A 12,930-nucleotide genomic window follows, 5' to 3' on the forward strand; every position below is an offset into this window, starting at 1 on the left:
GAGCTTGGACCGACGTTTGGTGATGACGGTAACCTGAGCAGATACAACGGGCATTGCGTCTGCCATGATTTGCTCATGCACGACAGCTTGCACCGCAATTGTTTTTGCTTCGATCGCAGAGTGAGCCGGTTCTTTAGCTTCTTTAGTTCCTATGCTCAGACGTTTTTTAATGCCGAGGGTAAGAGTTGATGCGCTTTTTTGAAGAGGTAAGCCAGTGGAATCAGTTGAATTATTTTTCATGTAACGAAATCTAGTACGACAACAAATTAATACGCGTAGGGAGCTTGAAAGCCAATCAGCGAGCGTCCCTCAATCAAAGATGAAAAAAGCCCGCTGGTGAAAGCGGGCTTTCTTCATCTTTATTCAAGGATGAACAGAGGACGCGATTATCCTAGGCTTCGGCTTTCTTTGCAAGTTAAGTTGCACATTTTTTGCGCTAGTCTGCGTTTGAATTTTGTAGAGGAATTCGATGGTAAAAATTCATCTTAATAGAATACAGAATTGATTCTGAGCTCGCAGGATTGAGGCGGGAGTCTCGGGTATTTCTGTCATCAAATTGACAAAATTACCTTTATACTTAATGCACTTTCTTTTCTGTTTGTGTTTAATGAAATCAAGCACCTCCAAAACAAGTGCGGCGAAGAGTGATGTGGCATGCTCTATGACGGCTGGCACCACAAAAGCGGTCTCCTTGAACCATGCAGTCAGTGCGCTGCCAGAATCTGCGTATGCCGATCCCAGTTTTTCTGCCACATTAATTCAATGGCAAAAACAATATGGGCGTCACGAGCTGCCCTGGCAGAACACCAGCGATGCCTATCGGGTCTGGCTGTCTGAAATCATGTTGCAGCAAACTCAGGTAGCGGCAGTGATTCCCTACTATCAACGTTTTCTCGATAGCTTCCCTAGCATTTTTGCGCTCGCTGAGGCAGCGTCAGAGAATGTGATGGCGCATTGGAGCGGGCTTGGTTATTACACCCGCGCGCGTAATTTGCATCAATGTGCCAAGCAAGTCGTTGCGCTTTACGCGGGACGCTTCCCTAGTGATCCTCAGCTATTACAGCAATTGCCAGGTATAGGGAGATCGACTGCAGCAGCGGTTGCGGCATTTTCTTATGGTACCCGTGCGGCAATTCTGGATGGGAATGTCAAGCGCGTATTCGCCCGGGTTTTTGGTATTGCCGGGTATCCCGGAATGAAGAAAATTGAAGACGATATGTGGCTGCGGGCGCGGGCGCTATTGCCGGAAACTGATATTGAATCCTATACCCAGGGATTGATGGATATGGGGGCTACTTTATGTACGCGTAGCAGTCCTTCGTGCGGGCGTTGTCCAATGCAGGAGAGTTGCGTGGCTTATGCAGAGCAGCGCACCGCCGAGCTGCCAACACGTAAGCCCAAAAAAGAATCCAAGGAAAAACATACGCTGATGCTGGTGTTGCGGTATCAGAGCAAAGTCTTATTGGAGCAGCGGCCTGATAGTGGCATCTGGGGCGGCTTGCTTTCTTTACCTGAGCTGGATGGTATGCAAGAGCGTAATCCTGATGCGTCTGCTGACGAAATACATGATTTTCCTGAGCAAAGTCTGGCCGCAAAAAAGTATGCTGCCCGCTTCGGTGATATCGAAGGAATTCAGCAATTGCCGGGGTTTTCGCATGGATTTACCCATTTCAAACTATACGCATCTGTGTTGCAATTTAATGTGGCTCGTCTCAGTTTACAAGTCGCTGAACCACGCTGGGTCTGGTTAGATATGGCGCAGGTAGAGCAGGCTGCATTACCCGCACCTGTAAAAAAATATTTGCTGTCGATGTGACACCATATACCTGATACCGGAGAAGTGACTGTGGTCGGCTCATTGAATATTGATGGACTTGCACAAAAAACTAAGACCTCTCACCAATGAGGCACGGAGACACAGAGACACAGAAAAAAGGCAGGAGTAAGCGCCAGTATGAAATATTACAACCCTAACTAATCCGCAAGCGGATTGCGCCTGTTAGCACGAAATGCCTCTGCAAGCCGCATCCAGCCTGCGGATTTTATGTGGCGATTGATAAATAATTTGTCGTATTGCGTAAGTCCTGATTGATTATTAGTCGTCGATTTAGGCTAGTTCGTCGCATGAGGCAGTGTTCCGTCGCAGGTTTGCATAACAAAGAATAAAGCTGGCAAGATCCAATGCCGTTGCAGAAAAGTTTATTGAAAGGAGATGGATTTGTTTTTCACTACGATCGTCAGAATGGCTGGCCTGAGTCTGGCATTGAGCCTGAGTAGTCCTATGGCAGTACAGGCAGCAACCAATCAGGCGGCGACCAAGCCATGCCGGATTCCGGATTTTCCTCAGGAAGTGCAGTGCGGACAGATACAGCGACCGCTTGATCCCGCACAGCCGGACGGGAAGAAAATCGATGTTCATTTTGTTGTGGTGCCATCTCAGGATAAAAATAAATTATCTGATGCCGTCTTTGTTTTGGCTGGTGGTCCCGGTCAGAGTGCGATCAATGTCGCGGCCTGGGGGCAGCTGGTATTGGGACGTCTGAACCGTCGCCGTGATCTGGTCTTTGTTGATCAGCGCGGCACCGGGCGCAGTGCACCCTTGCGATGTCCTGAATTAGAAAACGGCAGTGAATTGATCAGCAAAGAACAATCACTGCAATTGACGCTGACCTGCATGAAAAACCTGCAAGCACTGCCTTATGGAGATCTGCGGTATTTCAGTACCAGTATTTCGGTACAGGATTTAGAGGCCGTGCGATTGCATCAGGGCTACGGCAAGATCAATCTGGTTGGCGCCTCTTATGGCACCCGTGCAGGTCTGGAATTTTTACGTCAGTATCCGCAATCGGTGAAGCGTATGGTGATTGATGGCGTGGTGCCGCCGGATATGCGCCTGCCGGCTGAAGATGCCCAGAGGGGACTCGATGGACTATTTACTTATTGCACCAGAGATAGTGCGTGCAACGCGGCATATCCTGAGCTGGCGCTGCGCTGGAAAAAATTATTAGCCAGCCTGCCGCAGAAAACATCGTTTATCCACCCCCGTTTGGGATCGCCGGTTTCTGCGACGATTACGCAGGATATGTTATTAGGGATGGTGCATAAAACCTTGTATGTACCGACTAGCGTCTCTGCTTTGCCGTATGCACTGACACAGGCCGAACAAGGGAATTACTCGCCCTTGGTCACCCTCAGCGGTTCCTTCGGATTGCCGTCGCCGATAGGCATCTCTTACGGCATGCATTTCTCGGTCTGGTGTGGTGAAGCATTTGGCCGGCCAGCCAGCAAGCCTGCTGCCGATGAGTTTGAAAAAGTCATGGAGCAACTGTATGAATCTGTTTGCAGCGCCTGGCCACACGCGACTATCCCGGCAGGTTTTTATACGGTTCCTGTTAGCCCGGCACCCGTCTTGTTGCTGAGCGGGGGGATTGATCCTGTTACTCCAACCCGCCATGGCGAGGGCGTCGCGAAAGCGCTGGGAGCGAATGCGCGGCATCTGAGTATTGATAATGCAGGGCATGGCTTGCTGACACAGGGTTGTGTCCGGGATGTGGTGTATCGCTATCTGAATGCAAAAGAAGATGCGGATGCGCTCAAAGTTGATGCGACTTGTGTCCGTCAGATTCCGCGACCGCTAGCATGGCAACTGCCCAAAGCGAAGTCTGTGACTGGTCCAGTCAGTACGCCTGACACCTCAGTTGCGACTCAACCGGGAGTCAAACCATGATTATCGTGAATGATTTACATAAGGCATTTATCCGTCAGGGCAAACCGGTATTTAAGCTCAATCTGAATTTTGGCAAGCGACAGCAAGAGTCAGTGAAGGCCGTTGATGGTGTAAGTTTTCGCGCTGAAGACGGCGCGATTACTGGTTTGCTCGGAGCGAATGGTGCTGGTAAAACAACCAGTCTGCGGATGATTGCTTCTTTACTGGCGCCCGACCGCGGTGACATCACGGTGGATGGCGTCCAAGTCAAAGCGGGCCAGCAGGGAACGCAATCAACAATGGGAGTGTTATCAGACGCCCGCGGCTTATACCCACGGTTGACTGCGCGGGAAAATATTCAGTATTACGGCAGCTTGCATGGCATGGAGCGCGGCCTGATCGAGCAACGCACGCATCAGCTTGCGCGTTGGTTAGATATGCAGGCCTTGCTGGATCGGCGTACCGAAGGGTTCAGTCAGGGTGAGAGGATGAAAACAGCGCTGGCACGTGCCTTGATCCATGATCCCAAGAATATCATTCTCGATGAGCCGACTAACGGACTGGATGTGGTCGCTACCCGAGCTTTACGTGAATTTTTGCGCTGGCTCAGATCGCCGGAAGGCGGAGGAAAATGTATTATTTTTTCTACGCACATCATGCAGGAAGTTGAACGGCTCTGCGATCAAGTCGTGATCGTTGCACAGGGACGTAATGTGGCGAGTGGTACGGTATCCGAGTTATTGCAATACGCGGCTGAACCAAATTTTGAAGATGCATTCGTCAAGCTGGCATTTTTGACGCCAGCCACAACCATCACAAGAGGCAATGGATGAACGCTATGTTTGCTATTTTTCGTAAAGAGATTAAAGATGCCTTGCGCGACCGCCGCACTTTGCTGGTTGCCCTGCTCGGATCATTGCTCGGCGTACCTCTGATTTTGTTTATTTTTTCAGTTGTGCTCTCTCAAGTAGAGTCGCAGGAGGAAAAACGCAGCGTGCTGGTGGTCGGCATGCAGCACGCTCCCGCGTTGGAGAATTTTATTCTTCGTCAGGGGTATCAGATCAAACAGGCTCCCTCTGACTACGAAGCCAAATCGAGGAACAAAGAAATTGATCAGCCTGTTCTATTAATTCCCGAGCATTTTCAGGAGAAGTTATCTGCCGGTGAAAAAGTCACTCTGGTCATTGCCTACGATACCTCGAACCGTCAGGCTGAATTCGGTTTGCGGCCATTGAAACGGATACTCGATGGCTATTCGCAGGAGAATGCTTCCCTAAGCCTGATGATGCGCGGGGTGTCGCCAGAAATTTTGCAATTGATGGAAGTGAAGGAGCGTCATTTGCAAAGTGCAGACGAGCGCAAGGCGACGATCACAACGATGTTGCCGATGATGGTATTGATGGCGATTGTTTTGGGCGGCATGTATGCAGCAATCGATACCACCGCGGGTGAGCGTGAGCGTGGCTCGCTGGAGCCGCTGATGATGAATCCGGTCTCCGGCTGGCAACTAGCCGTTGGCAAATGGGGAGCGGTCGCGGCGGTGAGTATGGGTGTCGTGGTGCTAACCATTTTTAGTTTTTTCCCGTCGCAATGGCTGATACGTAATGAGACTCTGCGTGCTGAATTTCAGTTCGGTATCCATGATGCACTCGGATTTTTATGGGTATTGCTGCCGCTTGCCGCCAGTCTCGCGGCAATTCAGATTGCGATTGCGCTGGATTGTAAAGGGTATAAAGAAGCGCAAGTCCGTAACCAGATGATCAGTATGTTTGTGCCGATGATTACGCTGATGCCTATTATTTTTCCCGGACGCGAGCCCGCCTGGTTTCAATGGGTTCCTGTGCTGGCACAAAATCAGATGATGAATCAGGTCTTAAAAGGAGAGGCCGTCAGCATGGTAGCGGTGACCACTGCGCTACTGGTATGTGCTGGTATGACTGTCGTGAGCCTGGCCTATGTGGCGCAAAAAATGCGCAGAGTCGTTATGGGGTAAATGTTCTTGAAAATCCGCTCAGATACTGCCTACTTGATATTAATTTAGATTGTGTATGTGCGGTTTTTCTCTTGTTACACTCCAGATTCACCGCCCGCTAGTGCTTGTCGTTTTTTTACGATAAATTGTCGAGTATTAAGGTTTGAATAACATGATCTCGGATCAAATGTTGTCCGCCTCTCAGAGTCCATCGATTTCTCAATCAGGGATACCCGTTCGATGTCTATAACGAATTCGCTGTGTTCAACAGGCCTTGCGAGACTAGCTTGCGGAGCTGTTCTGTCTGACATTTTGTTATCGATTGCCACCGAGTGTGAACGCGGTATTCCCTGTGCAGCTTGGGCCATTTATCTGCTCGACCGGAACAACCAATTACAAATTGGAGCGGCTCCCTCGCTATCAAAAGAATTATCAACTTCTATCACTGAAATAGAAATTGATCCAACCGAGTGGGAAAACATTACTTGGATCGACAGTAAATTTGATAGAAGTACCCCTGCTTACCAGATCCGTCATATTTTTTATGATCACACTGCAAAGGTGGGTGTTTTTCCGCGTTTGATTGTGCCAATACGGCTAGCTGACGGGCGATTATCAGGCGTTTTTTTTCTTTTTAACGAAAATGTCGACAACGATGTTGATGTACCCCCTGCGGTAGCACAAGTGGTCAATCTGATTGCGATTGCCATTTCAGCCGAAGAAAGCCGAGTTCGGTTAGCGCATATGGAGACTAGAATAGAGGAGACGGAGAGTGAAAAAAATAGAATGGCACTAGCCATCGAGGGGAGTGCAACAGGGATTTGGGACAGAGATATTGGTAAGAATAAGATAGATTATTCATCAGGGTGGAAAGCGATACTTGGCTACGGTGATTCTGATTCCTTATCCAATAAGATTGAAGAGAGTTATACGAGAGTTCACCCTGAAGATCTTGATTTTGTAAGGACGGCGATACAGAATCACTTTGATCAAAAAACCGATAGTTACGAGGTTGACCATCGTATTTTGTGTAAAGACGGCAGTTATAAGTGGATTTCGAGCCGCGGAAAAGTAGTGAGTCGTGATCCTTATGGCGTACCTTTACGTATGGTTGGAACGACTACTGACATCAGCGCAATACGTGCAATTTCAGACCGGTTGCAACAAAGTATTGATCTTATTACTTCACTTACTAATGAAATTCCAGGACTGGTATATCAATATCGGTTGCATCCGAACGGAGAGGAGTTTTTTTCGTATGTGAGTGAAGGTGCTCATCAAATTTATGAACTTATGCCAGACCAGATCGCCACCGATGCTTCTTTATTGCATCAACGAATTCATCCTGAAGACTTTGCAAATTATCGGCGTTCGCTTGAGATATCTGCACGCCATCTGACGCCTTGGCAATTGGAGTATCGCGTTGTATTGCCGCGTCAGGGTTTGAAGTGGTGCTATGGAAGCGCGCAGCCATGTCGCGCACCTGATGGCAGCATCTTGTGGCACGGCTTTATAAGTGATATTACCGAGCGGAAGCGAATTGAACTTGAATTAAAAGAATTTGCCACAATCGATTTTTTGACCCAGCTACCGAATCGCCGCTATTTCATGGGCCGAATGGAGGAGGAGCTGGCGAGAGTAAAGCGTATTGCGAGTACACGCACAACAGTATTAATGTGTGATCTTGATTTCTTCAAAAGTATTAATGATCGTTTTGGTCATGCGGTTGGGGATCTTGTGCTCAAACATTTTGCCTCGACGCTCTCTGTTCAGTTGCGCAATAACGATATGGTTGGGCGTGTTGGAGGAGAGGAGTTCGCGGTTATTCTCTCTGATGTAACTCCCAAAGAAGCACATGTCTTTGCCCTCCGCCTACAACAGGAAATTGCTAATATTCCCCTAATAATCAATGACAAAGCCCTTCACATTACCGTCAGTATTGGTATCGCCTCAATTGACGCTAATGATGTGTCGGCTGATGCGTCTTTATTGCGTAGCGATAGAGCCTTATACCGAGCAAAGGAAAACGGCCGCAATCGCATTGAATTTGCAGACATTTAACGCTCATTAAGCATTTATGAAAGTGGTTGCCTTAATAGAAGAAAATTGATGATACAAAGAAAAAAGAGCTGCCAGTAACGCGCAGCTCTTTTTTTGTCTGGCTTTATTTTGCTGCAACGGTGATCGGAATTGTGACTTGCGCGGTACGGCCCGCAGAGTCAGTAACGGATACTTTTAAACTGTAGCCTCCTGTTATAGGGCTTGCCCAACTCGCAATAATGTTCATACCACTCAATCCAAAACTCATTCCCATTGGTGCGCCGGAAATACTGATTGACAGTGAGGTCACTCCCGGATCTGAGATGCTAATTGTGCCGGTTAACGCTTTACCTGCTACACCATTCATTACGGGTATTGTGATTACTGGTCCTGCCGGGCTTGCTGCCACGATAGTGACTACATAGATCGCCTGCCCGGTTAAGCCAGTTTTGCTATCTTTTGCAGTTGCAGTTACTGAATATGTTCCCACAACTGGTGTAGTCCAGCTCACAACGCCTGATGTGCTGATTGCCATTCCAGAAGGTGCGCCGGATAGTGCGTATGTCACAGGATTAGATGCCGTCACTGCAATGCTAAAAGACAAAGCAGCACCGACCTTACCATTGGCCGAACCAGCAGCAACGACCGGTGCAGGGATGTTGGCAATGTTGATCGTGTAAATGCCTTTTCCACTCAGCCCCGTTTTGCTGTCCGTTGCCGTCACGGTGACTGAATATGTCCCGAGAACTGGGGTAGCCCAACTGACCAGGCCAGCAGTAGTTGTACTCATACCAGTTGGTGCGCCAGTTATTGAGTACGTGACCGGATTCGTGGCTGTAGCTGCTGCAGAGAAGGATAATGCAGTGCCAACTTTTCCTGTAATTGTTGCTGCTGCAACCGATGGTGGTGTTGCTGCGGCGATGGTGACGGTATATACGCCTTTGCCGCTCAGACCCGATTTGGTGTCAGTTGCAGTCACTGTTACCGAATAGGTTCCTGTAACAGGAGTCGTCCATGTGACCGCGGCGGTGCTGTTGATCGACATCCCAGATGGTGCACCAGTCAGACTGTAGCTCAATGAATTGGCGGAAGTGGCAGATACTGTGAACGACAGTGCATTGCCTACCTGACCGGTAATGGTTGCCGGCGTCACTACAGGTGCTGCTGCCGTTACGGTACCTGTAAGCCTACTTAGTAACCCGGTAACATTGGGTGTTCCAAGTCCGGTTAATTGGTCGTAGCCAGTTTTCGCTGTACATGTGGTACAAGTACCATCTGATCCTTTGGTAATGTCCGCAAAGGCGTTTGCATAAGTACCGGGAACCGTTGCAATTTGTCCGTACAACATCGCATGCGGAGCGCCAATTGCTGGTTTTGCTGCGGCTGCTCTGGACGCATTGGCGATCGCAATAATGCCTGCCCACTGTGGTGTAGATAAACTGGTTCCGCCAGCGCTAACCCAGTTAACGGCCGTGCTGCCAAGAGTGATTGTGGCGACATATTGCCCGCTCGACGGATCTGCGTTGAAAGCCACGTCTGCAACAGTGCGTCTTGCCACACTACCCATTCCAGGCACTGACGATGTTTGGTAGCTTGGCGTTGCTGTGTAGGCACTTGTACCACCGCCGGTACCAGACCAACTGATTTCACTGCGGGCACCAGTTCCTGAATAGGTCAATGTTGTACCGCCAACCGCAACGACATTAGGAGAAACGGATGGCCATTCGACTGCGGCGCCATTATCACCAGTAGCTGCTAAGTAGGTCATATTCGCTGCGGTAAAAGCTGCGTCCACTGATGCTGTCCAGCTTCCCTCATTTGCGCCGAAACTCATCGATACAACACCTGGGCCCATTGCGTTGGCTAATTTGACTGCGCCAAGCAAACTGTTTAGAGAGGCGTCTGCCGCTTCGATTAAAACAATGCGAGCTAACGGCGCAGTTGCATGCGCCCACTGTACATCTAGGGTGATTTCCGTTGCCCAGCCGGAGTCGTAAGCGGGCGCCGCGCTGGTCATGCCACCGGCTGCAGTATTGTAGACAATGGCTAATTCACACGTACTGGAAGACGCGGCCGCAAGTGGTAACTTGGCATTTGTTGCGATCGTTTTTGTAATACAAGTTGGCAAGCCAAATTTTTGATTAAAAGCGGTAAGTTCGGCCACGACGTTAGGATCGTGCATTGCGTCGACGATGTAGATGGTTTGGCCTGCGCCAAGCTGTGCTGCTTGGGCCGCTGTGAGGCCAGTCATGGACGCCGGAAGGGCGGGTAAGCCGTAAGCGGCACGAATTTGTGCTGGCGTATATGTGGCAACACTGCTGGTTGCCATCGGTGTTGCAACCGTGTCGAGACTTTGTGCCAACGCACTGCGTGTACGAATGTTACGTGCCATTTCCATCGTGCCTACTGTTAGGTGACGACTGGACAGATGGCGAAATTCTGCGGGGATAGCTTGCTGACGCGGAGCGAATCTTGCAGAAGTACTGTTGAAGTTCGCATCTTCATTATCCGGGGTTGTTAATAACACAGGTGCTAAATGAAAAGCCGGTTGTGCGATCTGCATCGCAACCGCATCAGGTAAAGCAGGAACATCAACTTGCAATACCGTAACACCGCTGGCAACTTGTGCCTTGATTTGTTGCGTGGTTGATTCGCCGGTCGATGTGCCGCCGCACGCACTCAAAAGCGCTGCTGCACAAGCAGCGAGTATCCATCCGCCTGCGCGATATTGTTCTGTTTCGTGGGGTGTTTTTTTCATGGCAACAACGCTCCAATTTGGGCGAGGGCCACTTCATGACAACAGGCGGTTAATTTGCAGCGTTTGCAAGAATAAATCGCATTGTTGGCAACCCCGCTGCCGTGGCGCTTGCGCGCTGTAGGCCGGTGGCTTTGCGTCCTCGCTTTTCAACGAGTTTGCCCTCAGTTTTTAAGTAAATGAGAAAACCTGAAGTCGTCAGATTTTCTAACGATCTAAGTCTACGAGGAAATTTTTAAAAGAAATAGTAGAAATCGTTAAACAATGTTGCAGGTTTGTGATTGATGTTGCATGGAGTCAAATCAGCTTATGTGTTCAGCTAGATATTCCGATAAGAAGGTTACTTTTTTGAATGAAAAGATATCAAAACGTAGAGAAAAAATATACTCCCCCATCATTTTCTAAAATGCATGTTTACCCGCCGGATTTTATTGAGGGTGTTTTATATACTGGGGATAAGTATCTAAAGACCAAGACGTCTGTGTCGAACGAGGACTTGCTCTGTATCTTCAAAATATTCGGCGAGTTTTTCCACCATAAATACCGAGCGATGCTGGCCGCCGGTACAGCCGATCGCAACGGTCAGATAGCTGCGGTTGTCGTGCTTGAAATTTGGCAGCCACTTCTCGATGAATTGCTGGATGTCGCGATACAGCTCCTGCACCATTGCCTGTTCATCCAAGAAATGAATCACGGCTTGATCGCGTCCGGTCAGTGGTCGCAGTTGCAGATCATAGTAGGGATTCGGCAGCATCCTGACGTCGAAGACAAAATCAGCATCTAGCGGGACACCAATTTTAAATGCGAAGGATTCGAACATCAGCGTCAGCGGTGAGTGCTGAATCTGAATGATATTTTTGACCCATTCACGTAGTTTGTTGGCGCTCAGATTGGAGGTGTCGATGACATGAGCCAGGAATTGTATCGTCGCCAGAATTTCACGTTCTTCCTGTATGCATTCGGTCAGGCTCAGGCGATCACCCATGGCCTGATCTTTTTGTAGCCGGTGTGATAAAGGATGGCTGCGGCGGGTTTCAGAGAAACGGGCGACCAGTGATTCGGTGCTGGCGGTTAAAAACAGAATTTTGACTTCATGACCTTCTGCGCGCAAGGTCTGCACCGTGTCTGGCAAGCTGGTCAGCAGATGCGCGCTGCGCGAGTCGATTGCCATCGCAGCAGATTGGATGCCTTCGCTGATCAGTGTTTTGACCAGTTCCGGAAGCAGGCTCGGTGGCAGGTTATCGACACAATAGAAGCCCGCATCCTCGACAACATTCAGTGCCACTGATTTGCCGGAACCGGAAATACCTGAGATCAGTAATATGCGCATGATGTGGACTGAGAACGATGAGAGTGTTTAATGACGTTTCTGCATTACGAGTGCTGTTGTTGCCGTCGCCTGAACATTGACGATGTAGAAAGAGAAAGGAAAAAAATACCAAACGTTAGTTTGACACTTATTCTGAATCTTCGTTCATTGCGCGCCGCTGACGTTCCATGAACTCGTCCAGGGTGTTGATGCCACGTAATTGCAGGATCGTATTGCGTACTGCAGCCTCTAAGAGCACCGCGATGTTGCGGCCGGCAGCGACCGGGATGACGACCTTGCGTATTGGTAGACCCAGCACTTCCTGACTCTGCGAATCAATCGGCAGGCGTTCGTAATGTTCTTCCAATGTACTACGTTTGACCAGATGCACGATGAGTTTCAGACGCATCTTGCGACGCACAGCGGTTTCACCAAAAATTGCCTTGATATCGAGTAAGCCTAGGCCACGTACTTCCAGCAGATTTTGCAGCAGCTCAGGACAGCGACCCTCAATCATGTTCGGCGCGATGCGTGAAAATTCGACGGCATCATCAGCGACCAGACCGTGACTACGTGAAATCAGCTCCAGTCCCAACTCGCTTTTACCTAAACCCGATTCTCCCGTGATCAGGACACCGACGCCGAGAACGTCCATAAATACGCCGTGCATCGTGGTGCGCTGTGCGAGTTTTTTGGATAGATAGACGCGTAAAAAATCGATGACCTGCGCGGATGGCAGTGGTGTAGAGAACAGCGGAATATTGTGATCGTCACAAGCGGTCAGAATCGCTTGCGGTGTTTCTAATCCCTGTGCAACGATCAGGGCAGGTGGCGCACCGGCAATCAGTTCTTTGATCAAATTACCGCGTGAAACGGTAGACAGGCGATGATAGTAAGCGAGTTCCTGATGACCTAGAACCTGAATGCGTCCTGGGTGAATAAAATTCAGATGACCAACCTGATCCGCAGATGAGGTTGCATCGCCAGTAATTTGTTTGTCGCCGCCAGAGAAACCGGCAAACCATCCCAACTGCATTGCATCACGATTGTCGTCGAAGATTTTTTGTATAGTCAGTTCGGTCAGTAATGGCATGGCGGCTTACACAATCTGATGAGAAATGGTGGGGATGCAATCTATGGTGATGAGA

Annotated in this window: 8 protein-coding genes and 1 riboswitch; of the genes, 5 read left to right on the forward strand and 3 right to left on the reverse strand. The window is 49.3% G+C overall.

Going from position 1 to position 12,930, the window contains the following annotated elements; translation table 11 throughout:
- The first annotated feature begins 607 nt into the window (after positions 1-607).
- The 5 genes from mutY (at position 608) to ACO0LE_RS11770 (ending at position 7,739) form a co-directional block, all read left to right on the forward strand.
- Entirely contained in the window at positions 608-1,816 is a 1,209-nt protein-coding gene (gene mutY / locus ACO0LE_RS11750; protein WP_422960537.1) for an A/G-specific adenine glycosylase, read from the forward strand.
- 402 nt (positions 1,817-2,218) lie between these two features.
- On the forward strand, positions 2,219-3,727 hold the full coding sequence (locus ACO0LE_RS11755) for an alpha/beta hydrolase (protein ID WP_422960538.1): 1,509 nt from the start codon (positions 2,219-2,221) through the stop codon (positions 3,725-3,727).
- Positions 3,724-4,539, forward strand: a complete 816-nt coding sequence (locus ACO0LE_RS11760; RefSeq protein WP_422960539.1) for an ATP-binding cassette domain-containing protein — start codon at positions 3,724-3,726, stop codon at positions 4,537-4,539. The genes ACO0LE_RS11755 and ACO0LE_RS11760 overlap by 4 nt, the downstream gene beginning before the upstream one ends.
- Positions 4,536-5,699, forward strand: a complete 1,164-nt coding sequence (locus ACO0LE_RS11765; protein ID WP_422960540.1) for an ABC transporter permease — start codon at positions 4,536-4,538, stop codon at positions 5,697-5,699. Before ACO0LE_RS11760 ends, ACO0LE_RS11765 begins: the two co-directional genes overlap by 4 nt.
- Positions 5,700-5,918: 219 nt before the next feature.
- Positions 5,919-7,739 carry a sensor domain-containing diguanylate cyclase gene (locus ACO0LE_RS11770; protein ID WP_422960541.1) on the forward strand — a complete coding sequence of 607 codons (1,821 nt, stop codon included), beginning with the start codon at positions 5,919-5,921 and terminating at the stop codon, positions 7,737-7,739.
- Between the two features lie 103 nt (positions 7,740-7,842).
- Here the strand turns inward: ACO0LE_RS11770 and ACO0LE_RS11775 are convergent, their stop codons facing one another.
- The 3 genes from ACO0LE_RS11775 to hprK form a co-directional block, all read right to left on the reverse strand.
- Positions 7,843-10,476, reverse strand: a complete 2,634-nt coding sequence (locus tag ACO0LE_RS11775; RefSeq protein WP_422960542.1) for a putative Ig domain-containing protein — start codon at positions 10,474-10,476, stop codon at positions 7,843-7,845.
- An 83-nt stretch (positions 10,477-10,559) separates the two neighbouring features.
- A riboswitch (cyclic di-GMP riboswitch) is annotated at positions 10,560-10,646 on the reverse strand.
- Positions 10,647-10,936: 290 nt separating this feature from the next.
- Entirely contained in the window at positions 10,937-11,803 is an 867-nt protein-coding gene (rapZ, locus tag ACO0LE_RS11780) for an RNase adapter RapZ (protein ID WP_422960543.1), read from the reverse strand.
- 127 nt (positions 11,804-11,930) lie between these two features.
- Complete coding sequence (gene hprK / locus ACO0LE_RS11785) at positions 11,931-12,875, reverse strand: HPr(Ser) kinase/phosphatase (RefSeq protein WP_422960544.1); 945 nt, start codon at positions 12,873-12,875, stop codon at positions 11,931-11,933.
- Between the last annotated feature and the right edge of the window lie 55 nt (positions 12,876-12,930).

Source organism: Undibacterium sp. Xuan67W (assembly GCF_049340165.1).
In the GTDB taxonomy this organism is placed as follows: Bacteria; Pseudomonadota; Gammaproteobacteria; order Burkholderiales; family Burkholderiaceae_D; genus Undibacterium.